27 protein-coding genes are annotated in these 22,764 nt (G+C 68.4%); 12 read left to right on the plus strand and 15 right to left on the minus strand.

The features are described 5' to 3' along the window. From arlH to NO345_RS06680, 4 genes are read right to left on the minus strand one after another with little or no spacing between them, the layout of a single operon-like run. Entirely contained in the window at window positions 1–729 is a 729-nt protein-coding gene (gene arlH, locus NO345_RS06665) for an archaellum protein ArlH (protein WP_256297664.1), read from the minus strand. Continuing rightward, window positions 726–1,175, minus strand: coding sequence for an archaellum stator protein ArlG (gene arlG, locus NO345_RS06670; protein ID WP_256297666.1), 450 nt, complete (start codon window positions 1,173–1,175; stop codon window positions 726–728). Before arlG ends, arlH begins: the two co-directional genes overlap by 4 nt. 1 nt (window position 1,176) lies before the next feature. Next, window positions 1,177–1,608, minus strand: a complete 432-nt coding sequence (arlF, locus tag NO345_RS06675) for an archaellum stator protein ArlF (RefSeq protein WP_256297668.1) — start codon at window positions 1,606–1,608, stop codon at window positions 1,177–1,179. Window positions 1,609–1,610: 2 nt separating this feature from the next. Then, window positions 1,611–2,717: a FlaD/FlaE family flagellar protein gene (locus NO345_RS06680; protein WP_256297669.1), complete on the minus strand. Its 1,107-nt coding sequence runs from the start codon at window positions 2,715–2,717 to the stop codon at window positions 1,611–1,613. Between the two features lie 436 nt (window positions 2,718–3,153). Here NO345_RS06680 and NO345_RS06685 point away from each other — a divergent pair, with 436 nt between their 5' ends. The 6 genes from NO345_RS06685 (at window position 3,154) to NO345_RS06710 (ending at window position 7,353) form a co-directional block, all read left to right on the plus strand. Then, window positions 3,154–3,729 carry a flagellin gene (locus NO345_RS06685; protein ID WP_256297671.1) on the plus strand — a complete coding sequence of 192 codons (576 nt, stop codon included), beginning with the start codon at window positions 3,154–3,156 and terminating at the stop codon, window positions 3,727–3,729. Between the two features lie 41 nt (window positions 3,730–3,770). After that, complete coding sequence (locus NO345_RS06690; protein WP_256297673.1) at window positions 3,771–4,217, plus strand: DUF7500 family protein; 447 nt, start codon at window positions 3,771–3,773, stop codon at window positions 4,215–4,217. A gap of 219 nt (window positions 4,218–4,436) precedes the next feature. Beyond that, window positions 4,437–5,015, plus strand: coding sequence for a flagellin (locus NO345_RS06695; protein WP_256297675.1), 579 nt, complete (start codon window positions 4,437–4,439; stop codon window positions 5,013–5,015). Between the two features lie 3 nt (window positions 5,016–5,018). After that, the gene (locus tag NO345_RS06700) at window positions 5,019–5,618 is read left to right on the plus strand and encodes a flagellin (protein ID WP_256297677.1); all 600 of its coding nucleotides are present in this window, start codon (window positions 5,019–5,021) and stop codon (window positions 5,616–5,618) included. A 388-nt stretch (window positions 5,619–6,006) separates the two neighbouring features. Then, on the plus strand, window positions 6,007–6,432 hold the full coding sequence (locus NO345_RS06705) for a DUF5807 family protein (protein WP_256297679.1): 426 nt from the start codon (window positions 6,007–6,009) through the stop codon (window positions 6,430–6,432). Further along, on the plus strand, window positions 6,433–7,353 hold the full coding sequence (locus NO345_RS06710) for a carbohydrate kinase family protein (protein WP_256297680.1): 921 nt from the start codon (window positions 6,433–6,435) through the stop codon (window positions 7,351–7,353). It begins immediately after the preceding gene. 26 nt (window positions 7,354–7,379) lie between these two features. On the opposite strand, the gene NO345_RS06715 is transcribed toward NO345_RS06710, so the two are convergent. The 4 genes from NO345_RS06715 to NO345_RS06730 are packed head-to-tail and all read right to left on the minus strand — an operon-like array spanning window position 7,380 to window position 9,795. Continuing rightward, a complete protein-coding gene (locus NO345_RS06715; RefSeq protein WP_256297682.1) occupies window positions 7,380–7,631 on the minus strand; it encodes a type II toxin-antitoxin system HicA family toxin in 252 nt (83 codons plus the stop codon). Further along, complete coding sequence (locus tag NO345_RS06720; protein WP_256297684.1) at window positions 7,632–7,901, minus strand: type II toxin-antitoxin system HicB family antitoxin; 270 nt, start codon at window positions 7,899–7,901, stop codon at window positions 7,632–7,634. A 58-nt stretch (window positions 7,902–7,959) separates the two neighbouring features. Then, a complete protein-coding gene (locus NO345_RS06725; RefSeq protein ID WP_256297686.1) occupies window positions 7,960–8,640 on the minus strand; it encodes a hypothetical protein in 681 nt (226 codons plus the stop codon). A 57-nt stretch (window positions 8,641–8,697) separates the two neighbouring features. Continuing rightward, window positions 8,698–9,795 carry a DHH family phosphoesterase gene (locus NO345_RS06730; RefSeq protein WP_256297688.1) on the minus strand — a complete coding sequence of 366 codons (1,098 nt, stop codon included), beginning with the start codon at window positions 9,793–9,795 and terminating at the stop codon, window positions 8,698–8,700. 114 nt (window positions 9,796–9,909) lie between these two features. Here NO345_RS06730 and NO345_RS06735 point away from each other — a divergent pair, with 114 nt between their 5' ends. After that, the gene (locus NO345_RS06735) at window positions 9,910–10,707 is read left to right on the plus strand and encodes an alpha/beta fold hydrolase (protein WP_256297689.1); all 798 of its coding nucleotides are present in this window, start codon (window positions 9,910–9,912) and stop codon (window positions 10,705–10,707) included. 78 nt (window positions 10,708–10,785) lie between these two features. Here NO345_RS06735 and NO345_RS06740 read toward each other — a convergent pair whose 3' ends face one another. The 3 genes from NO345_RS06740 to mutS form a co-directional block, all read right to left on the minus strand. Beyond that, window positions 10,786–11,874, minus strand: a complete 1,089-nt coding sequence (locus NO345_RS06740; RefSeq protein ID WP_256297691.1) for a sensor histidine kinase — start codon at window positions 11,872–11,874, stop codon at window positions 10,786–10,788. 101 nt (window positions 11,875–11,975) lie between these two features. After that, complete coding sequence (locus NO345_RS06745) at window positions 11,976–12,404, minus strand: universal stress protein (protein WP_256297692.1); 429 nt, start codon at window positions 12,402–12,404, stop codon at window positions 11,976–11,978. Window positions 12,405–12,757: 353 nt separating this feature from the next. Then, entirely contained in the window at window positions 12,758–15,394 is a 2,637-nt protein-coding gene (gene mutS, locus NO345_RS06750; protein WP_256297694.1) for a DNA mismatch repair protein MutS, read from the minus strand. 118 nt (window positions 15,395–15,512) lie between these two features. Between mutS and NO345_RS06755 the strand changes: the two genes are divergently transcribed. Together NO345_RS06755 and kynU are read left to right on the plus strand one after the other, a co-directional pair. Next, entirely contained in the window at window positions 15,513–15,692 is a 180-nt protein-coding gene (locus tag NO345_RS06755) for a hypothetical protein (RefSeq protein ID WP_256297696.1), read from the plus strand. Between the two features lie 576 nt (window positions 15,693–16,268). Then, complete coding sequence (gene kynU / locus NO345_RS06760; RefSeq protein WP_256297698.1) at window positions 16,269–17,567, plus strand: kynureninase; 1,299 nt, start codon at window positions 16,269–16,271, stop codon at window positions 17,565–17,567. A gap of 9 nt (window positions 17,568–17,576) precedes the next feature. Here the strand turns inward: kynU and NO345_RS06765 are convergent, their stop codons facing one another. The 4 genes from NO345_RS06765 to NO345_RS06780 form a co-directional block, all read right to left on the minus strand. Further along, window positions 17,577–18,173 carry a hypothetical protein gene (locus NO345_RS06765; protein WP_256297700.1) on the minus strand — a complete coding sequence of 199 codons (597 nt, stop codon included), beginning with the start codon at window positions 18,171–18,173 and terminating at the stop codon, window positions 17,577–17,579. 63 nt (window positions 18,174–18,236) lie between these two features. Beyond that, complete coding sequence (locus NO345_RS06770) at window positions 18,237–18,416, minus strand: DUF7535 family protein (protein WP_256297702.1); 180 nt, start codon at window positions 18,414–18,416, stop codon at window positions 18,237–18,239. 75 nt (window positions 18,417–18,491) lie between these two features. After that, window positions 18,492–18,833 (minus strand): DUF6199 family natural product biosynthesis protein, encoded by a 342-nt coding sequence (locus NO345_RS06775; RefSeq protein WP_256297704.1) that lies wholly within the window; start codon window positions 18,831–18,833, stop codon window positions 18,492–18,494. Window positions 18,834–18,902: 69 nt separating this feature from the next. Beyond that, window positions 18,903–19,340, minus strand: coding sequence for a PaaI family thioesterase (locus tag NO345_RS06780; RefSeq protein WP_256297706.1), 438 nt, complete (start codon window positions 19,338–19,340; stop codon window positions 18,903–18,905). A 150-nt stretch (window positions 19,341–19,490) separates the two neighbouring features. Between NO345_RS06780 and NO345_RS06785 the strand changes: the two genes are divergently transcribed. From NO345_RS06785 to NO345_RS19780, 3 genes are all read left to right on the plus strand, one after another. Continuing rightward, window positions 19,491–19,667: a hypothetical protein gene (locus tag NO345_RS06785; RefSeq protein ID WP_256297708.1), complete on the plus strand. Its 177-nt coding sequence runs from the start codon at window positions 19,491–19,493 to the stop codon at window positions 19,665–19,667. Window positions 19,668–19,967: 300 nt separating this feature from the next. Further along, on the plus strand, window positions 19,968–20,879 hold the full coding sequence (locus NO345_RS06790) for a decarboxylating 6-phosphogluconate dehydrogenase (RefSeq protein WP_256297710.1): 912 nt from the start codon (window positions 19,968–19,970) through the stop codon (window positions 20,877–20,879). A gap of 229 nt (window positions 20,880–21,108) precedes the next feature. Continuing rightward, window positions 21,109–22,761 carry a thiamine pyrophosphate-binding protein gene (locus NO345_RS19780; protein ID WP_256297712.1) on the plus strand — a complete coding sequence of 551 codons (1,653 nt, stop codon included), beginning with the start codon at window positions 21,109–21,111 and terminating at the stop codon, window positions 22,759–22,761. Window positions 22,762–22,764 lie beyond the last annotated feature (3 nt).

The following is a 22,764-nucleotide window of genomic DNA, read 5'->3' on the forward strand; positions in this document are numbered from 1 at the left end:
TCAGGCCACCGTCCGGTTCACGATGGTGATCCCCCGTCCCTGCTGGACGTTGAAGCCGATGCTGTCGTCGACGGGCCGTTGCATGTTCGCGAAGCGACGCACGCGGGCCGTCCGCCGGATGTCCTGCCCGACCGTCTCGGTCTCGATCTGGAGGAACACGTCCGCGACGCTCCGGATGGGCATCAGCCCGCGCTCGGTGACGGCGTCGGGGTCGACGGTCAGCACGACCGACTTGCCCTTCCTCGTCATCCCCTCCAGGAACGTCAGCACGGACTCCATCGCGTGGTCCTCGTCGCCGACGCCGCTGATGGCGTCGTACCGCGGGTCGTTCCGGAGGAACGCGCTGAACGCGTCGACGACGACGACGTCGCCCTGCCAGAGCAGGCTCGGCTCGGTGAGCCGTGCGAGCAGCTCGCGCTGGCTGCCGTTCCGGTGCGTGTCGACGTCCGCGTTGAGGAACAGCAGCCGGCCGCCGAGCAGCTGGTCGACGACGTCGTACGACAGCGAGTGCATCTGCGTGATGAACTCGCCCGCGTTCAGCTCCGTCGAGATGTACGAGACGTAGGCGTCCTCGCTGGCGATGCCGTAGGCCATGCGCTGGCTCATGACCGACTTGCCCGCGCCGTCGACGCCCTCGACGAGGACGACGCTGCCCTCGGGGATACCGCCCCCGAAGGCGTGGTTGACGCGGTCCGAGTCGGTCAGGCCGAGCGAGTAGTAGTCGTTCATACGTTGAACTCGAACACCTCCCTGTCGCCGTTGATGATGACGACGACCCGGTGCTCGCCGGGGTCGAGGTCGACGGTCAGCTCCAGTCGGATCACGTCGCCCGGCATCCACTCCGAACCACCGCCGACGACGTTCAGCGTCCGGTCGCTCGCGCCGACGTACTGCCCGTCGACCAGCACGTCGGGCTTCGAGGCGTCGGCCGAGAGCCGCCCGTTGCCGGTGTTCTTCACGAGCAGCGTCACCGTGGAGCCGTCGTACACCGCGTCGCTGCCGGGGTCGGAGATGACGTCTATCTCCGTGTCGATGGTCTGGGCGGCGTCCGCGCTTCTGGCGTCGATGGAGCCGCTCACGTCGCCGACGCTCGTGACGAGTGTCCCGGCGACGCTCGCCGCGACGAGCATCGCCGCGATGAACAGGATCATGCTCGAGACGGAGCTGCTCGCCATCTCACAGCACCTCCGTCTCGGCGATGCCGTTCTCGGTCACGAGCTTGACCCGGGCCGGTCCGGCGGTGACGCCGGTCAGCTCGAACTGGAGCTGCTCGCCGGGCACCCAGATGGTCCGCCCGGGGTCGCCCTCGACGCGGGTCGTCGCCCCGGTCACGTAGCCCCCGTCCAGCAGCAGGTCGGTGCCATCGACCGAGAGCGTCGTCGACCCCGTGTTGGTGACGTTCACGACGAGCGTGTCGGTCGAGGCGTTGTAGCCCACGTCGGTCACGTTCACCGCCGTGTTCGCCTGGTCGAGTACGCGGTCGTCGCGGGCCTCGGACGCCTCCGTCACCCGTTCGTTCGCGGTCTCCATCACGGGGTAGACGGTGCTCAGACAGACGAGCAGGCCGACGAACAGGATGGCGACCGAGCCACTCGTGCTGAATCCCATGGTTACAGTCCGGTGTCGTCCATCGTCTGCTGGATGGCGTCCAGTTTCATGATGTACTCGTAGCTCTCTGCGTGGTCCTCCGCGTTCAGCTCGTTCGGGTCGCGGCTCGGGTCGACGGTCATGTCGAGGTCCGGGCCGGAGAGCGTGTCTTCGAGGTACGCCTTCACCTCGGGCGAGATCCACCCGATCTCCTCGTAGTACGCGATGGCCCGCAGCGCCGCGGCCGGCCCCGCGCTCGTCACGAGGTCGGTCAGCCACTCGAACACGAGGATGTCCGTCGCGTACGTGTCCGCGAGGCTGGGGAGGGTGGCGTCCGAGCGTGCCTCGCGCGTCCCGGCACGGGACTCCCTCGACGCCCGGTCGTACGTGCGCGACCCCTCTGCTGCGTCGCTCATCTGTGCTGCCTCGTCCGAGAGTGGTTCGACCTCCAGTCTGGTGTCGTCTGTATTGTCATCTTCCTGTTCTCGCTGGGTCTGGACCGCCTGCTGGCCGTCGTCGCCCTGCTCGCGTTCGTCGTCGCTCGACTCGTTCCCCGCCTTCAGGTCGTCGAAGGAGACGGCGTCCTCGTCGCCCGGGTCGGTCGCCTCGACGACGACCTCGTTGTCCGCGAGTTCCTCGGGTTCGGGGTCCCCATCCTCGTCGGCCGCCGGCTCGGCCTCGTTCTCGACCGCCTCGGCCGGGGGCATCTCGCCCGTCGCGTCCTCGGGCTCGGGCTCGCCGCCGAGGCCGAACCCCTCGACGTCGTCGTCCATCCGGGTCCGGCTCCCGCCCTCGACGAACGGGTTCGCGCTGGCGGTCAGCTGGTCGTAGATGCCGAGCAGCTGTCGGACCGTCCCGTTGACGTCCTCGACGCGGTCGGCGACCTCCTCCTGGGAGCTCTGTATCGACTCGATCTGGGAGCTGCTGCGCTCTATGTCCTCCTGCATCGAGTCGATCCGGTGCTCGAGGTTCTCGATCTGCTCCTCCTGGTCCAGGTCCTCGAGCGGGACGTCGAAGCTCGGGTCGGGCGACGTCTCCGCTTCGTCCTCCTCGTCGTCGGCCTCGGACTCGGAGCCGCCCTGTGGCCCCTCCGAGCTGAGGAAGTCAGCGAGTACGTCTCGAAGCCCCATTGGTGTCCCTCTCGGTGTCGACTCGTGCACGTCCGGCGCGGTCGCTCCCGCGGTCGAAGGCGGGCACGCCGACGGTCGCTGTACTCCCAGCAGTCACTGCTACCTCGTAGGACGGATGTCGGTATATTGGTACGGACGCCTTCGTCGGCCGAGTCGGCCCGCGTATCGAGGCCTGAGTCGACGGTCGAAACAGACCCTGAGCGCATACCGGTCTTGATAGTCACGACCGTCGTCGTCCTCCACGGGGAACACTCCCCACGCTGTGATGCGAGGAATCGGCTCACCCCACGACGGGGAACGACGTTGGCGGCGGTCGGCAGCAGACGCCTCTCTCTGGATCGCGTCGCGCCGACCCCCGGCTGGCCCGGCTGGGCCACGCGTAGCTGGTCGTGTCCGCGAGGACGCGAGTGAGCTGCTCGCACGGGGTGAATTACCGATGAACGTAACGGAACCACAAGATGAAGACCGCGGGCAGGTCGGCATCGGGACCCTGATCATCTTTATCGCGATGGTCCTGGTCGCGGCTGTCGCAGCTGGCGTGCTCATCAACACGGCAGGCATGCTGGAAGCGAAGGCGTCGGACACGAGTACCGACGCACAGTCACAGGTCTCGAATCACATCGTCGCTGTCAGCGCGACCGGCGAGGTGAACGCCAATGGCACCGGCGTCGACAAGGTAAACCTCACCTTGATGCAGGCGGCCGGTGCCGGCGACATAGACCTGAGCAAGGCGTCGTTCGAGTGGGTCTCGGATTCGGCAGCAGTCACGCTGTCGTCCGACGACTCGGCAGTCTCGCTCATCAACATGAGCGGCGACTCGAACACGACGCTGAACGACCGATCCGACCGCATCCGCGTCTCCATCGACGTCACTGACGATCAAGTCGAAGGAACGTACCTCCCCGAGGGCGAACAGGCGATGCTCCAGATAGTCGACCAGTCGGGCGCGAAGACGCTCTACGGCGTCAACGTCCCGCAGTCGATATCCGACGAGGAGTACGTCGTCGTCTGATGGGAGGAACCAGTGCCCCCACGTGGGGCACACACAAACCAATGAACGAACGCACGAAGCACACGGACGAACGCGCCGACGGCATCCTCTCGCCAGAGGAGCTGACCCCAGACGAGGACCGCTGTACGGACCTCGGCGACGGTCGGTTCGTCGTCTCGGCGAGCGATGGTCCGTCTGCGGGATCGCACGGCGGTGGGACCCGACTTCCGGACGTCGACCCGGCACTCGCCGGGCTGGCGACCGACGGGTCCGGTGGCCCACCGGGGGCCGCCGTCTCCGCCGACGCGCTAGCGGACGCCGACGAGCGATACGGCGTCGACATCGCGGTGAAGACCGACGACGGCGTCGCCCACGAGGAGATCCGCTCGAACGACGTGCGCGAGGTGTTCACGGCGCTGCTGACGTGGTACGCCGACGAGCTCGACGACGAGCTGGACACCGAGGAGACGCTCCGGATACTGCTGGACGCGTCGCCGTTGGAAGTATAGTAACTAAAATGGTAGTTGTGCGGTGCTGTTCTCCGGTCGGTAGCGATGCTGTTGCTGACGCGGGAGCCATTGCTTCGATAGACAGCAGTACGATTACCGTCTCATTTCCCGCGCCGTATCGAGTCGTGAGTCGAGGACCGAAACGGCTCTCGAAACCATACAGGCCTTGATAGTAGTAGGTACCATTGGACCACTCGGGGCGCATCCCCACGTAAACCAATGATAGTGGACGTAACAGACAACGACGAACGCGGTCAGGTGGGCATCGGCACCCTGATAATCTTCATTGCCATGGTGCTCGTCGCCGCAGTGGCGGCCGGCGTGCTCATCAACACGGCCGGGCTGCTCGAGTCCACGGCGTCCGACACGGGCGCGGACTCGCAGGCACAGGTTTCAAACCAGATCGACGTGGTCACGGCAGTCGGTGAGAACACCGACGGCGACAGCTCCGTGGAGATTCTGACCTTCACGGTCAAGAAGTCGGCGGGGTCGGACAACATCGACCTCGCAGACGCGACCATCGAGTACCAGTCGGATTCGGCGTCCCAGACGCTGACGCAGGGCGCGGTCGCTAACGCGACGCACTTCAACCAGAGCTCGCTGAAGGGCGACGGTGACCTGGTACTCACGAACACCAGCGAACGGATGAGCATCGAGCTCGACGTGACCGCTGTCGACGGCGCACTCAACGAGGGCGAGGAAGCGACCGTTCGCTTCGTCGACCAGTCCGGCGCGACGACCATCTACGGCGTCAACGTGCCCGACAGCATCGCCGGTGAGACGTTCGTGGAGGTCTAATCCATGTTCGCAGACATCACCGAGAACGACGGCGACCGCGGGCAGGTCGGCATCGGCACGCTGATCATCTTCATCGCGATGGTGCTCGTCGCGGCAGTCGCCGCGGGCGTACTCATCAACACGGCCGGGCTGCTCGAGTCCACCGCCTCCGACACGGGGCAGGACTCACAGTCCCAGGTGTCCAACCAGATCTCGGTCGTCTCCGCGAGCGGTAACGTCAGCGGTGGCAACGTCGCCTACCTCAACTTCTCGGTCATGAAGTCCGCAGGGTCCGGCGACATCGACCTCGAGGACGCGACCATCGAGGTCACGACCGAAGACATCTCGGAGACGTTGACGTTCGCCGAGAGCTACGGCAGCACCAACTTCGTCGTGGCGAACACCGGCGACACCTCGACGTACCTCAACGCGACCACGCAGGACGTCGTGCTCTCCGAGTCCTCGGAGCGCAAGGTCGTCGGTGTCTCGATGGCCAGTCTCGGCGACTCGCTCGAAGAGGGCGAGGAAGCGACGATCCGCTTCGTCGACCAGTCCGGTGCGACGACCGTGTACGGCGTGAACGTGCCGGACACGATCTCCGACCAGGACTACGTGGCGGTCTAAGGGGCGACGCTGAGACTTCCCACCTCAGCTTCGTCGGCTCCGAGTAACGTCTGCGGGCGCATCCCCTCCGGTCTCACACTGGACCGGGGATGCGCCGGTGACATCGACCGGAGACGAGGACCGCTCGACGCGTCCCTCACGGGATGCGCTCGTAGACTCGCCCGGAACGGTACAGCGCGGTAACCATCCCAACGAAGGATACGAGGCGTCCTCCCGACGCATCGATCCAGGCAACGCGATCCGACGCCGGCGGCGACGTGCCGCCGGGGTCACCCCACTGTGGTGTATCCCACACCCGAGGCAACGCGGATCCGGCTGCGAGCACGCCCCGACCTTCCCACTCGGGGCGACTCGCGTGCTTTTTATCGGTCGAGACGGTACCCCGACCATGAGCGATACACGCCGCGAGCAGTTTCTGGCGGGCGAACTGCCCGAGGACATCGCACTCTACCTGGCCGACAGCTTCGTCGACGACGTCGGCCGGCTCGAGAAGTACGGCGACCGCGTCGCCGACGGCATCGTCGTCGTGGTCGACGGCGACAGCGGCCGGAACGCGTTCACCGCCGCGACCGGTGCCGACGCGATGAACTTCGCGAAGGAGGCCATGGGCACCGAGGGCACCATCGCGCCGAACCTCACCGCCGGGGACTGCCCGGAGTGCGACGACGGCCACGTCGAGTACGTCTTCGCCTTCGCCGAGGAGCAGAACGAGGAGGTCGGCGGCCTCTACGAGGAGGGCGACGTCATCCACGCCTACGCCCGCTGCTCCTGCGGGGCGGCGTACAGCCAGAAGTGGGTCGCCGGCTCCCGGTAGATGCCCACCGTCGTCGCCGTCGGCAGCGCCCTGCTCGACCGCATCTACCCCGTCACCAACCTGCCGGAACCCGACGGCGGCGCGTTCGCCCGCGACGAACGACTCGCGGCCGGTGGCGTCGCCGCGAACGTCGCCACCGCCTGCGCCCGGCTCGGCCGTGACGCCGGCGTCGTCAGCCGCATCGGGCACGACGACGACGGCGACCGCATTCTCGACTCGCTTGCTGCCGAAGACATCGACGCCAGCCACGTCGCCCGCGGCGACGAACGGTCCAGCTACGCGATGATACTCCGGGACGACGACGGCCGCCGGATGATAATCGCGGGCGGCGAGAGCATCCCGAAGCTCCGGCTGGACGACGCCGCCCTCGACTACTGCCGCGATGCAGACGTGGTGTTCACCAGCGCCTACGCGCCGGACAGGGTCGTCTCGCGTCTCGTCCAAGCGGCCCGAGCGGACGACGCGTTCCCGCCCATCGTCTTCGACCTCGCCGGCCCACTCGAAGAACTCGAAGGCCGTGGCACGGAGCCGGCGACCATCGACGACCTGCTCCCGGTGGTGGACTGCTTCGTATCGAGCGAGGTGCCCCTGCGCTCCTATCTCGGCTGCGACGGGCGCGAGGCGGCCGCGGAACTGCGCGACCGCGGGGTCACGCGGGCCGCCCTGACGCGTGGCGAGGACGGCGCGCTGTTGCTGGACGGTGACGACGTGGTGGAGGTCCCCGCGTTTCGGGTCGACGCGGTGGACACGACCGGTGCCGGCGACGCCTTCTCGGCCGGGCTGGTGGATGCGTGGATTCTCGACGGGAAACCGGCGGCCGAGGCGGGGCGGTTCGCGGCCGCCGTGGCGGCGGAGAACTGCCTCGGTGAGGGTGCCCGTGGCGGGTTGCCGGGGCGGGAGACGGTGCTGGAGCGACTCTGATTCCCCGCGAACACAACCTGCGTTCGCTACGCGTTCCGGTCGAGCCAGTCGCAGAACTCGTCGAAGTCGTTCGCACCTGCACGCTCGGCTATCTCACGGAGTGTCCCTGTCCGCAGTTCGCCGTGCAACGGAACCGTAACCTGTCGCCTGTCGTCCTCGTTCGTCGGGTGCTCGTAGTACAGCTGTGCGTGGTCACCGGTCGTTCGTCGCCACTCGAAGCCACCGGTGTTTACGAGTACCTTCACGACCTCCCTGCCGGAGAACGTCCGCCGGCCCATCTATTCGAGCACGTCCGGCGGTTCCTGGTCGCCAGTCGTATTGTCCTCGGGCTCGATTCCCGTCTCACGAAGCTCCTCCTCGCTCGGTTCGTGCCCCGCTTCTCCCCGGTGAAGGGCGACGGCCTCGTCGAGGTTGTCGAGTGCCTCGCCCCGGGACTCGCCCTGCGTCGTCACGCCAGTCTCGACGTCCTTGGCGATCCACCAGCCGTCCTCGCGCCACAGACGAATCTCGTCGTCGTGAGCGTCGCCGTCCCGCGTCGAACTGGCCATCACCGGAAGTTTGGCCGTTTTGTGGGATAAACGTTCGGCCGAGTTCGGAGTCGACGGCCTACACCGTCACCGGATACGTCAGCGAGAACTCCCAAGTGAACTCGACGAGGTCATCGTCGGGTATCTGAAACTCGCTCTCGAAGGTGTACTCGCCCGCAGGGACACAGCCACGGGGGCTGTTGACGAGCACGGAATAGGTGTTGGTGAACGTCTCGGCCTTGCCCAGTGTTATCTGGAACGCGTTGTTCGGCGGGCTGGACGGAACATCGATCCGGTTCCAGCACTCGCCATCCCGCGAGTCCGGGACTACGTTGGCCTCGCGGTCGCCGTCCTCGTCGTTGATGAACGAATTGTGGATGTCGTGTGGATGCAGGAGCAGTCCCTCGGATTCTGGCCCGCCACCCACGAACGGTGCCGACAGCGGCGCGGAGCCGATGAAGTTCAGGTCCCGGGGTCGTCCCTCGTTCGTGACGCCGATCTCTATCTCCGCCGGGTGCTCCGCAGTCGCCTCGCTCAGTTTCTCGACGTGGAAGGAGATGTTCGCGTCGGCGATGGAGTCCGGTGGTTCGACGGTGGTTGTCGGTTCTGCGGTCGGTGTCGCGGTCGGCGCTGCCGTCGTCTCGGTGGGCGTTGTGGTCGTGGCGCTCGTCGTCTCGGCTTCTGTCTCCGAACCATCCAGTGCGGAACATCCCGGGAGAGCGACCAGTCCGAGACTGGCGAGGAGGCGGCGGCGGTCCATACAAGCGGTTCTCACCGATAGGATAACTGTCTTGTCCCGAGAACGAAACCGCGACCGTTACCGCTCGGTCTCGACGCCCTCGTCGTCGTCCTCGGGCTCTAAGTTCCGGAAGCCGTCGAGGATGACCTGTTTCGCGGTCGCGCCGCGGGTCGTCCAGTGGTGGGCGTAGTCGAGCATGTCGCCGTAGATGTCGGGCTTGCAGCCGGCGGCCTTGGGGTGGCCGCCGCCGTTGACTTGCGCGGCGACCTCGTGGCAGCGCTCGAACTCGTCGGTGCCTCGGATTGAGGCGGAGCCGGCGGGCTTCACGACGACGCTCGCGTCCGCGCCCTGCTCGCGAAACGCCTCGGCGACCTCGTTCTGGGAGCAGCGGCCGTAGGTGACGCCGACGGTCCAGCCGTTGACCTCACGGATCTCGCCGCGGTCGACGGCCTTCTCGATGAGCGCCTCCTTCTCGACGCGGCGCTCGGCGAGCAGCTTCTCGGCCTCGGGCGGGAGGTCCGCGCCCCCCTTGGCGACGATGTCGACGTACTCGTCGGGTTCGAGCCAGTACGCGAGGTCCGCGAGGTCTCCGCTGCGCTCGTCCTCGCGCAGCCAGAGGTCGTGGTCGCGGGTGACCGCGGCGAGGTCGACGAACTTGTCGTCGAACTCGTAGTCGAGCGAGCGCACGGCCACGTCGGCGGTGCACTCCTCCTCGCCGTCGCCGACGACGAGGTCGACGCCCGCGTCGCGGACGGCCTGTTCGACCTCGGGGTCCCACTGGTGGTGGTCGAACCAGCGCACGCTGTCGGCGGTCTCGAGCAGCATGTCGAGCTCCGCCTCGACGTACTCGAACCTGTCCGGGCAGAGGTCGCAGACGAACACGTCGAGTCCGGGCTCGCCGAACTCGGCGACGAGTTCCATGCCCTCCTCCAGGTCGTGCGGACTGGCCGGGATCAGTCCGGCCTCGCCGAAGGCCTCCCGGAGCAGCGCGACGCAGGCCAGTCCGTCGGCATCGGGGTCGGCCACCACGGCCACCGATTTCCCCTCCAGTGCGGACATCGCCTCGCGCTCGCGTCGCTCGTCGTCGACCTCGTCGGGGACGAAGAAGCCGGTGCCCGGCAGGACCGACTTGCGGGCCAGCGGCATGTCCTCGTCAGCGATGAGTTCCTCGTTCATACCCCGGAAGAGTGGGGGGAGCGGGAAGAAGCCGCCGGTTCCCGGGCGGGGCGGGGTCGTGCCCGTGCCTGCACCATCGGTGGTTTTTCGGTCCACGCTCGCGCCAGTCGCGGCATGGACGTCCCCGACGGCTGGACGACCGATACCGTCCACGCGAACGACGTCGACCTCCAGTACCACCGCACCGGTGAGGGACCGCCGCTCGTCGTCGCCCACGGCTTCTACGAGAACGCGCGCTGTCGGATTCCACTCGTCGAGGACCTCGCCGAATCCTTCGACGTCGTCGCCTACGACGCTCGAGGCCACGGCGGCTCCGACGGCCCGGACTGGGGCTACGGCATCGACGACCGCGTGGCCGACCTCGTCGGGCTGGTCGAGGCGCTCGAACTCGAGAACCCAATCCTGTTCGGCCACTCCGCCGGCGGCTCGACGATCGCCTGGGCGGCCGCCCGGTACCCCGAACTCCCCCGCGCCGTCGTGCTGGAGGACCCCGACGCCTGGCGTGGCGAACCCGACATGACCCCCGAGGAGATGGCCGAGTTCGTCCGCGAGCGCGTCGCGGGGCTCGCAGAGCAGTCGGTCGCGGAGATCGCCGCGGAGCACGAGGAACTGGCCGACGAACGGGCACGACGGGTCGCCGTCGCAAACAAAGAGTTGAGTCCCAACGTCGCCGGCGTGTACGGGACGGAGTTGGAGATGACGCCCGACGCCTTCCCCGACATCGCGGCCCCGACGCTGGTCCTGAAGCGGGACACCGAGCCCGAGGAGCGAGCCGAGGACCTGGCGATCGCCGACGCGCTCCCCGACGGCCGGCTCGTCCATATCCCCGACGCCGGCCACCACGTCTTCTGGGACGAGTACGACGCGGCGTGGGCCGAGCTCAGGGCGTTCCTGTACGGGGTGGCGAACTGACCGCAGCGGCGTTCTGCAGCTGCCGCACCCCCGGCACGGCACTCGGACGACGGGTCCCCCGTCGCCGGTTCGGCAGCGTCAGTTCGCCTCGGTAGCGGGGACGGTCATCTCGACGACCGTCCCCTGTGGCTCGTTCCGCTCGAACGAGAGGTCGCCGTTCGACATGGTGACGGTCCAGTACATCAGCCACAGGCCGAGCCCGGAGGCGTGGACGAGGGAGTCCTCGCTTCCCTCACGGATGGCGTCGAGTTCGTCCTCGGGGATGCCATCGCCGGTGTCGGAGACGGACACGGTGACGGTGTCCGGCGGATCCCGGTCGATCGATACCCGGACATCGGTCCCGGGGTCGTTGTGTCGGACGGCGTTCTCGACGGCTTCTGTCACCGCGAAGTCGAACCGGTGATGCACGTCGGCGGGGGCGGACGGCGGCAGGTCGGTGGTGACGGTTGCGTCATCGTATTCTGCCAGTACGTCTTCCACGCTACCCTCGACCACCTCGGTGAGGTCGAGTTCGTCGGTGAACTCGTTCTCCCAGACCTGGTTGAGCCGCTTCGCCTGGTTCCCGAGCCGCTCGACGTTCTTCGTGTGCTTGCGGATGGTCCGCAACGTGGCTCTCGAATCGTCCCTCGGTTCGGTGTCGAGCAGCGACTCGGTGTACCCTCGGATGACGGTGGTCTCGTTCCGGAGGTTGTGGCGGAGGGCGCGGTTGAGGACGGACAGTCGGCGGTGCAGTCTGGTGGTGTAGTCCGTCTGTTCGCGGAGGGTCTTCCGTTCGTTCCACAGGCGCTCCCGGTACTCCGCGACGCCGAGTCCGACGATGGCGGTTGCCCCCGACGCCGTCACCAGCAGGACCGGGATGTTCTGGAGCTCGACGCCATCGAGCTGCTGCATCTTGATGAGGAGTGTGGCGACGACGAGGCCGACGAGGCCCGAACCCAGGACCCAGAAGAACACCCGGAGGCCGTCGTGCGTGTCGAGATCGAGCCGGGAGAGTCGCACGCCCCCGTAGAGCAGGGCCGTCCCGAGGAGTCCGAGGAGCACCGCCTCGACCGCTGTCGCGACGCCGTCGTTGCCTCCACCGACGAGGTGGACCGCTGCGGCCACCAGGTACCCGACACCGAGTCCCACGACCGGCAGGGAGGGATGTCGGTCGAAGACCCCGGTCATACCCGATTCATGTCACCACCTGTTAATGTAGCTATGGGGGAAACAGCCCCTCTCACGACCTCCCGACGCCGGGTGAGCCGGACACGCTGGCCGGAACCGGCCTACGCCTCCTGCAGCTGGCGCACCGTCAGCACGGGGCTCTCGCAGGTGCGGACGACGCGCTCGGCGACGCTCCCGATGAGGAACCGGTTCTCGCCGTGACGGCCCCTGGTGCCGGTCGCCACGACGTCGGCGTCCACCTCGCGAGCGTACGCACAGATCTCGGCGGCCGGCCGGCCCTCGCGGACGGCCGTCTGCACCGGCAGGTCGGTGTCCGCGGTGACCTCCGTCAGCGCGTCCTCCGCGCTCTCCTCCAGCGCCTCGCGGAACTGGTCCCGGACCGACTCGGGCGAGGACTCCACCTCGCTCGCGTCGATCACGTACAGCGCGTGGACCGTCGCGTCGAAGCGCTCTGCCAGGTTGAGAGCGACCGCGACCGCTCGTTTGACGCTCTCGGAGCCGTCGGTGGCGATGACGACGGTGTCGAACATGGTCTGGGGTTTTCCGGCTGACGGCATAAATCTGCGGACATTTCCGTCAGCAGTCTGTGGCTGGCGTTGGAGCGAGAGGGCTGGCTCGGCTGTCGTGGGACTCGCTGGTATCAACAACAGCCAGAAAGCCCCCGACTGCTCGACGTTCGAGGCGAAGTAAGCACCGCAGGTACGAGGAGCGCAACGAGCCGCAGTAGTCGAGCAGTCGGTCCCTTTCAGTCCCACCCACCGCACCGCGCCTCACACCTCCCCAGCCGGTTCGCTCGGTCGCAAGCTCTCACTGGCCGTCGGAATCGCTTGCGATTCCGAGACAGCCGCGCGCCACCCGGAAAAACGGGTGCTGTCGCCGCCGTTCACTCCCGCTGCAATCGCTCCTGCCACTCCTGCACGCGCTGCATCAGCTCGACGGGCGAGGTGCGGTCCACGTCGATGTCGTCCAGTTCGTCCAGAATCGCCGCCGTCTCGGGGTCGATGGCCGGTTCCGGCTCGCGGCCGCCGTCCGCGGTCGTCATCGTCCCGCTGTCGAGGTCGAAGACGACCTGCCTGGTGCCGTCGCCGTCGCCGCCCCCGCTGCCGCGGGCCTCGATGGCCTTCTCCTGTCTGAGCCGGTCGAGCACGTCGCGCGCCCGGTCGACGACCGGCCCGGGGACGCCGGCGAGGTCGGCGACGTGGATGCCGTAGGAGCGGTCGGTCGGGCCCTCCCGCACCGTCCGGAGGAACGTCACGTCGCCGTCGCGCTCGTCGGCCGCGACGTGGACGTTCTGGACGCGGTCGAGGTGCTCGGCGAGGCCGGTCAGCTCGTGGTAGTGCGTCGCGAACAGGGTCTTCGCGCGGATCTCGTTGTGGAGGTACTCGACGGCGGCCCAGGCGATGGAGATGCCGTCGTAGGTGGCGGTGCCGCGGCCGACCTCGTCCAGGATGACCAGCGAGTCCTCGGTGGCGGAGTGGAGGATGTTCGAGAGCTCCTGCATCTCGACCATGAACGTCGAGCGGCCCTGGGCGAGCTCGTCCAGCGCGCCGACCCGGGTGTAGATACCGTCGACCAGCCCGACGGTGGCCTCCCGGGCGGGCACGAAGCTGCCGACCTGCGCGAGCAGGACGATGAGCGCGGTCTGTCGCATGTAGGTGGACTTCCCGCTCATGTTCGGGCCGGTGACGACGGTGAACGTGCGCTCGTCGTCCATGTGGCAGTCGTTCGGGACGAACTCGACGGTCTGCTCGACGACGGGGTGGCGGCCGGCGGTGACGTCCAGCCCGCGGCCCTCGGTCAGCTCGGGGCGGGTCCAGTCGTTCGAGACGGCGTGGGTCGCGAGGCTCGCGAGCACGTCGACCTCGGCGACGGTCCGGCCCACGTCCTGCAGGAGTTCGGCCCGGGCCGCGACCCGTTCTCGGAGCTCGTCGAAGAGCCGGGCCTCCAGCTCGCCGCGCTGCTCCTCCAGCCGGAACAGCTCGCGCTCCTTCTCGGCGAGCTCCTCGGTCCGGAACCGCTTCGAGTTCTTCAGCGTCTTCACGTGCTCGAAGTGCTCCGGAACCCCGTCCGCAGCCGACTTGCCGACCTGCACGTAGTAGCCGTCGGTCTTGTTCCGGTCGACGGTGACGTGGCTGAGGCCGTGCTCGCGTTTCACCCGGTCGGCGAGTTCGTCGAAGTACGCCTGTGCGGCCTCGTGGCGTTCGCGCAGTTCGTCGAGCTCGTCGTCGTAGCCCCGTTGGAACAGCCCGCCCTGCGTCGTCGTCTTCGGCGGGTCCTCGACCAGTGCGTCGGCGAGCTCCTCCCGCAGGTTCGCGGCGGCCGCCCGGTCCGGCCGCGAGAGGATGTCGGGAAGGGGGGAGTCCGCGAGCTGCGACGAGGCCTCGACGGCCTCGACGAGCTCGGGGAGCACCCCCAGCGTGTCCCGCACCCGGAGCAGGTCCGTCGCGTCCGCGCTCTCACCGACCGCCTTCGCCGCCAGCCGTTCCAGGTCGTAGGCAGAATCCAGCACCTCGCGAATCTCCTCGCGGCCGAGCGCGCCGGCGGCGAAGGCGGCGACGCTCGCCTGCCGTTCTTCGAGCGTGCCCCGGTCGCGTCGGGGTCGCTGGAGCCACTCCTTCAGCAGCCGACCGCCCGGGCTCGTGACGGTGTGGTCGACCGTCGCGAAGAGGCTGCCCGCGCGGTCGCCGTGCATCGTCTCGGTGAGTTCGAGGTTGCGCTGGGTCGTCGCGTCGAGTTCGACGTGCTCGCCGCCGTGGTAGGGCTGGACCCGGGTCATCGACGCCAGCACGCCCGTTCCGGTCTCGTCGACGTACGCGAGGACTGCGCCCGCGGCGCGGACGCCGAGGTCGCCCACACCGAGCGTCGCGAACGTGTCGTCGCCGAACTGGTCGCGGGCGACGTGGCTCGCCTTCCCGGGGGCGAAGGAGTCCGCGTCGGGCAGCGAGAGCCGCGCGCCGGTGCGCTCCTCGATCCGGTCGCAGAGGTCGCCGTCGTTCCGCACGTCGGGGCCGGGGAGCACCTCGACGGGGCTGAACCGGTAGAGCTCGGTGAGCGCGGCGTCGGTCCCGTCGACCGTCGTCACGTGGAACCGGCCGGTCGTCACGTCGGCGAACGCGAGTCCGTAGGTGGCGTCGTCTCCCTCGTCCGCCCGCACGACCGCGGCGAGGTACTGCGCGTCCACACCGGCCACGTCGAGGAGGGTACCGGGCGTCACCATGCGCTCGATCTCGCGATGGATGTCGCCGCCGTCCTCGTGCTGCTCCGCGACGGCGACCGTGTAGCCGCGCTCGACCAGCGCCTTCAGGTACGGCGTCAGGTCGTCGACCGGCACGCCCGCCATCGGGTACGACGAGCCGTGGCTGGACTTCTGGCTCACCTTCAGGTCCAGCTCGTCGGCGACCAGCTCGGCGTCGTCCGCGAAGAACTCGTAGAAGTCACCGCACTGCATCGCGAGCACGTCGGCTGCAGTCTCCTCTTTCAGCCCCAGGAACTCCCCGACGATGCCCGTCGCCTCTGTCATGGCAGGTAGTGGTCGGGAGACGGAGTAAAACCCTGCGGGTTCCGCGTCGGTCGCTGGTGGTCCGTGTCGCGTTCGGCCTGCCGAAGCCCTTTAGCCACCTCCGCGAGGTGGTTGTCGTATGGCCGGCGACCCGAACCGACTCGTCCGCGCGCTCGCCAACGCCGTCGTCGCCTTCGGCGTCACCGCCGGGATGGGGATGCTGCTGCGCGTTCCGACCGACGTGGCGTTCCTGCAGGGTGGGGCCGTCGCCGTCGCGCTCGTCGTCGGGACGTTCGCCGTCGCGTCGATGGGCTACTGACTGTCTCTGTCTTCGATGCCTCAGCAGAAACGCTGGTTTTCGTGGGACTATCTGGTCACGACAACAGCCAGAAAGCCCCGACCGGTTCGATGGCTGCAACTCGCTGTCGTTCGAAAGACGCCTCCGGCGTCTTTCGTGATGACGAGAGAGCTTCGCTCTCTCGAACCACGCTCCTCGTACCTGCGGTGCTTGCGTCGTTTCGCCTATCGAACCGGTCGCCCATTTCAGTCCCACCCGACCGCACAGCACCGCACCTCGGGCCTCCCCAGCCTCCTGCCTCTCCGGAAATCTCTGATTTCCGGCGGGCTCACGAAATGCACGTGTTTCGTGACCGGTGCTCGCTCCGCTGCGCTTCTCGTCCCTCGCGCGAGCGTGTGCTGTGCGCCTCGCAGGCTCGGCACGCAGCACACGTCCGCGCGCCACCCATCTGATTCGGTATCGTCGCAAGCTAGAGTTTACAATATTCGTAAACCTGGGGCGCTCATACCGGCTGGGTGAATCCCATGGTTTTCGGTGGTCGACACCGTCGCCGCCGACCAAAGCTAGTTCACGGTTCCTCGCGAATCCAGAGCCAACATGCCGACGCCGGAACTCCCCGCAGACCCGCCGACGGACCGCGCCTTCGCCGAGGAACTGGACGAGCAGGACCCGCTCGCGTCGCTCCGGGAGCGGTTCTACATCCCCGAGGGCGACCGTTACATGGACGGGAACTCGCTGGGGCTCATGTCGAAAGACGCCGAGGCGGCGCTCTCCCGGGTCGTCGACGAGTGGCGCGACCTCGCCATCCGCGGCTGGGGCGAGGCCGACCCGGACTGGTTCCACTACCCGGAACGGCTCGGGGACCGGCTCGCACCGCTCGTCGGCGCGAAGGAGTCCGAGGTCGTCGTCGGCAACTCGACGACGGTCAACATCCACACCCTGATCGGGACGATGCTGGACGCCTACGGCGCGGAGACGATACTGGTCGACGACCTCGACTTCCCGACGGACCACTACGCAATCCGGGCCCAGCTCCGCCAGCGCGGGCTCGACCCGGACGACCACCTCGTCGTCGCCGAGAGCAGCGACGGGCGCACCGTGACGGTCGAGGACCTCGAGGCCGCACTGGAGGGGAACGACGTGGACATCGTCTTCCTCCCGACGGTACTCTACCGCTCCGGCCAGCTGCTCGAGGTGGGAGCCATCGCCGAGCTGGCCCGCGAGCACGGCGCGCTGTTCGGCGTCGACGCGGCCCACAGCGTCGGCGCGGTCCCCCACGAGTTCGACGCGAACGGCGTCGACTTCGCGGTCTGGTGCTCGTACAAGTACCTCAACGGCGGTCCCGGCGCGCTCGCGGGACTGTACGTCAGCGAGGAGCACTTCGGTTCGCCGCCCGCGCTGGCGGGCTGGTGGGGCAACGACAAGGCGACGATGTTCGAGATGCGGACGACGTACGACCAGGCCGGGGACGCCGGCGCGTGGCAGATCGGCACGCCACCGTTGCTCGCCGCGGCACCGCTCGACGGCGCGCTGGACGTGGTCGAGGATGCAGGGATCGACGCACTGCGCGAGAAGTCCGTCGCGCTGACGGAGTACCTCGTCGCGCTGACCGACGCACGGCTCGCCGAGCACGGCTTCTCCGTCGGGACGCCGCGGGACCCCGACCGTCGGGGTGGCCACGTCGCGCTCGAACACCCCGAGGGCTACCGCATCAGCGAGGCGCTGCGCGACCGCGGCATCGTCGTGGACTACCGGCCGCCGGACGTGGTCCGGGTCGCGCCGTCGCCGTACTACGTCACGTTCGCGGAGGTGTGGTCGGTGGTGGACGACCTCGTCGAGATCGTCGAGGACGAGGTGTACGTGCAGTACGAGCGCGAGTCGGGCGGGGTGACGTGAATCGACGGACTACGATTCGACGGCAAAGGAGAGCGTCAGTTCGACCAGCGGGTCGGTGCCTTCGCCTTCTTCCGGTGCGAACGACGTCGAGTATTCGCCTGCTGGAAGGCACTGCTCGTCGGGTCCGACCCACACCGTGAACTCAGTGGCGAGTGTGCCACCGTTGTCGAGTTCGGTGTAGTCGCTGCGCAGTTCGAAGCCGGGGGCGGTGTTGAGTCGCCAGCAGTGCTCGGTCGGTTCGTCGGGGAACATCGTGGTAGTGTTCCCGACCACTATCTCCCTGTTCGCCGGAATCAACGAAGCGATGACCCCGTCGTCGTTGGTCGCACCGTGGGTCGAGAACGGTGGTGTCGAGCCGAAGCTGCCGCCCGTCGGCGCACCTCTGTTTTCGAGGACGACGCGGATTCGTGGCGGTTCATCGGTGCTTCCAGCGGTGAGTATCTCACCGTCGAACGGGAGGTCGGACGAACTAGACTCGGTTTCGAGGTCCACGATTCGAGAAATCGCGGTACTGTCCTCCTGTGCGCCGAACGTCGTACAGCCGGCAAACACCGCCGAGCCGACGGCTCCGAGCAGTGTCCGACGGCACGTCGTCGGGGAGGGCATGGGAACAGCGAAAGGCGATAGTCTGAAAAAGCTGTGCCCTGTCGGTGCAGGGCGGTGTGGTGCTCAGACCGTTTCCTCACCCTCGCCGCGTGCGCCCTCGGTGATCTTCATGGCGAGCCACACGAACAGGACGATGGGCGCGAGCGGGAGCAGGATGAGCGCCAGCAGCGCCGCGATGATGTAGCCGATGGCGCTCATCGACGCATCCGGATGCATCCCGACGCTTTTGCCGACGGTTGACATGGTAGTATAGGTACGCGTCAAAACGGGAAAAGTGGCCCGTTCGGCGGCTGAAACTGGTGTACAGCTGGTAACCGGCTACTCGTCGATATCGACCATCACGGGGCCGTCGTCCTCGTCGTCGGCCTCGCGATCCCCGGCTTCGGCGTCCTCGACGGCGGCAGCGGCGGCAGCCTTGTCGTCGGCGCGGTCGGCGAGGATGTAGCCGAACAGGCCGCCGACGAGCATCCCGAGGCCGGAGGCACGGGTGGAGTCGACGTACCAGTCGCGGGGTTCGAGCTCGCCGGTGTTCTCGTGGCTCGCGCCGAGCAGGAGGCGGGAGCCGAGTTTGGCCATGCGCTTCGGGAAGAGGAGGCTGAGAAGTCCCTGTGCGGCGGTCGCGGCGGCGATAGCTTTCCGGAGTTTCGGGGAGCCGAGCATACCGGGAGTTGTACCTCCAGCGAGAAAAACCCCGACCAAACCGGGTGGGGCCGCCGGCTCGGTCGCGGCTCAGTCGAGGTCGAACTCCTCGGGGCTGTCCGTCCACGCGGAGCCGCCGTCGCCGCCGGCGGTCTTGAACACGCCGCGGGCGGTCGCGACGCGGGTGCCGGTCACGTCGGTCACGTCGCAGTCGACGGTGGCGATGTCGCCGCCGTTGCGGACGACCTCGGCCTCGGCGACGAGGTCCGCCGTCGCCGGGGCGAGGTGGTCGATGCGGATGTCGATGGTCGGCGTCGGCGTGAAGTTCAGCGAGATGACGGCCGCGCCGGCGACGTGGTCGGCGAAGGAGTGGACGACGCCGCCGTGGGCGACGATCTTCCCGGGGACCGAGGAGTGCTCTTCCGCGAGTTCGAGGCGACCCCGGGCGAAGCCGTCCTCGGCTTCCTCCATCTCGATGCCGAGGTGCTTCGCGTACGGCATCGCGTCGAAGATCGCGTTGACGGTCATGGAGTCCCGTTGCGCGGCCTCGACCATACCGTTTTGCCAACGACGAGGAACGTGTCTTCAGTGTGTCGGGGTCGTGCGGTCACCACACACGAACTTGTGGTATGCTAACAGTTATCGTGTTCGGGGACCAACGTGGTGACGAGGTACACAATGGCTGCTGCACCGAACCCGGACCGGGGACACGACAGGGTCGGAGTCGACGCCGTCGACTTCGGCCCGTACGTCGCCATCGACGTCGGCGACGGCGAGGTCCTGCTGTTCGACGAGGGGCGCTCCACGGCGTGGATCCAGTCCACCGTGGCCGTCCCGGTCGAGGAGGCAGTGTGATGTCGAAACGGCTTCGCCCGCTTCCCACACGACGTCCGGTACCGTCCACGCCGTCCGTCGACAGCCCGTCGTAGCGGCTGCTTCTGCTGCTCCCGCTTCTGCTCGCCGTTCCGGACCCGAATCCGTTCCCTCAGGACAGCAACGGCTCCCCGTTGGCGACTAGCTCTCAGCCGATGCGTGTCGGCCTCGCTCGGGGTGCTCGTCTACATCCTGTCCCGGTTCGCCGTCGGCGTGTACGACTGACCCCGGCCGCGACCGACAATCACAACCCCTACGGTGTCTCCCCGAGCACCTTCGGCCATGCAACTGGGCGTACTCGGCCTCGGGCGGATGGGCCGCATCGTGGTCGACCGAACACTCGCCGCCGGACACGACGTGGTCGCGTTCGACCTCGACGACGAGGCCGTCGCCGCGGCGGCCGACGCGGGCGCAACACCCGTCGACTCCGTCGACGAACTCGCCGCGGAACTCGGCGACGAGAAGCGTCTCTGGCTGATGGTCCCCGCGGGCGAACCGGTCGACGCCGCGCTCGCGGACCTGGAGCCCCGACTCGACGGCAACGACATCGTCGTCGACGGCGGCAACTCCCACTTCGAGGACTCCGTGCGCCGCGCCGAGGAGACCGACGCCGCCTACCTCGACTGCGGCACCTCCGGCGGCCCCGCCGGGGCAGACCTTGGCTTCTCGCTGATGGTCGGCGGCCCGCAGTGGGCGTACGACGAGCTCTCGCCCGTCTTCGACGCGGTCGCGACCGGCCCCGGGGGCCACGACCGAATGGGTCCCGCCGGCTCCGGGCACTACGTGAAGATGGTCCACAACGGCGTGGAGTACGCGCTCATGCAGGCCTACGGCGAGGGGTTCGAGCTGCTCGCGAACGGCCGGTACGACCTCGACCTCGAAGCCGTCGCCCACACCTGGAACAACGGCGCTGTCATCCGGTCGTGGCTCCTCGAACTCTGCGAGGAGGCGTTCCGCGAGGAGGCCACCGACGAGGACGAACTCGGCGACGTCGCGGACCACGTCGCCGGGGGCTCGACGGGCACCTGGACCGTGCAGGAGGCGCTGGAGCAGGAGGTCCCCGTCCCGCTCATCTACCAGTCGCTCGCCGAGCGGTTCGGCTCCCGTGCGCCCGAGTCGGGGCGGTTCTCCCGGCGACTCGCCAACCGGCTCCGGTACGGCTTCGGGCGGCACGAGGTCGCGCGGCAGGAGTGAGCCCATCGCGTCGTCGTGCTGTCGCGGTGCAGTGGACGTACGGCGGCCGCAGGCCGGCGTTTCACCGCGGCGAACGAAGTGAGCCGCGGCCTTTTTCATCCATATTTTTGGCGCGAGCGGTTCGAGCGCAGCGAGAACCCGAGCGGAAAAAAGATGGTAGAGGTACACTTTTCACGGGTCCCTGCGCTCCGTGTAGTATGACAGCAACTCCCGTGACGGGTGTTCGACGGTGACCGCGGCAGAGGACCTGGTGGCGACGCTCGAGGAGAGCGGCGTCTCGACCGTCTTCGGCTTCCCGTGCGAGCAGATGGAGCCGTACTACGCGGCGCTCGCCGGCTCGGACATCCGGCACGTCCACCCCCGTAGCGAGGCCAGCGCGGCGATGATGGCCGACGGCTACGCCCGCGTGACGGGTTCGCTCGGCGTCTGTGACGGCGTCGGCGGCCCCGGCGCGGCGTACACCGGCGTGGGGCTGACCGAGGCCGACGGCGCGTCGAGCCCGGTGCTCGCGCTGACCGGCGACAACGACCGTGCGTTCCGGGGCCGGGAGGCCATCCAGGACGCCGACAACGAGGCCATCCTGGAGCCGCACGTCGCGGCGAGCTACGACCCCGAGTCGCCCGAGCGGGTCGTCGAGGCGGTCCGGGCAGCCGCACGCGAAGCCGTCACCGGTGTCCCCGGGCCGACGCACGTGAACCTGCCCGAGGACGTGCTCGCCGCGGAGAGCGAGTCGGGGTCGGGCGCAGGCGTCGACATCCGGTTCGACGACGGCGGACCTGCGCCGTCACCCGCGGACGTGACGGCCATCGCCGACGTGCTGGCCGACGCCGAGCGGCCCGTCGTCGTCGCGGGCGAGGGGGCGCTCCGGGCGGGCGCGGCGGGCGCGGTGGGCGACCTCGCCGACGCGACGAACACGCCCGTCGTCACGTCGATGAACGGGAAGGGAGTCGTCGCGGAGGACGAACCCTACGCCGCGGGCGTCGTCGGTCGCTGGGGCTTCTGCGAGGTGGCGAACGACCTCGTCGAGGACGCCGACGCCATCGTCGGACTGGGCTGTCGCTTCGGCGAGCTGTCGACGGTCGGTTGGTCGCTCGTCCCCGAGGACGCGACGATGGCCCACGTCGACCTCGACCCGCACTGGCTCGGGCGGAACTACGACGCCGACGTGGCGGTGCAGGCCGACATCCGGGCGACCGTCGAGGCCCTCTGCGAGGCCGTCGACCCGGCGGAGTTCGCGGACCGCCGCGACCGAATCGAGCAGGTCGCCGCCGACCGCGAGACCTGGCGCGGGGAGTACGCCGGCCGGCTGGAGAGCGACCGGACGCCCATCGACCCCGCCCGCATCGTCAGCGAGCTGCAGGACGCCATCCCGGACGACGGCCTGCTCGTCTCGGCCACGTCGTTCCCCGGCTTCTTCACCGGCGCGTTCTACGAGGTGCGCGAGCCCGGCGTCGGCTACATCCAGGCGCGGGGCAGCGACGGCATCAACTGCGCGCTCCCGCAGGCCATCGGTGCGAAAGCGGCCGACCCCGAGCGACCCGTCGTCGCGGTGTCGGGTGACGGCGGCATCGGCTACCACATCTCCGATCTCGAGACCGCGGTCCGGGACGACCTGCCGGTCGTCGTGGTCGTCTGGAACAACCAGTCGCTCGCGTCCTCGAAGGCGAGCCAGCTGACGAACTACGGCGTCGACATCTCGACCGACTTCGAGCCCGAGACCGACTACGCCGCCGTGGCGCGTGGCTTCGGCTGTGCTGGTTCGGTGGTGACTGACCCCGAAGAACTGGCCGGCGAACTGACCGACGCGCTGGCGCGCGACCGCCCGACGCTGCTCGACGTGCAGGTCGATCCCGGTGCGGTGCCACCCGTCATCGCGGACTAGGCA

Source organism: Haloarchaeobius salinus, assembly GCF_024464185.1.
Taxonomy (GTDB): Archaea; Halobacteriota; Halobacteria; order Halobacteriales; family Natrialbaceae; genus Haloarchaeobius; species Haloarchaeobius salinus.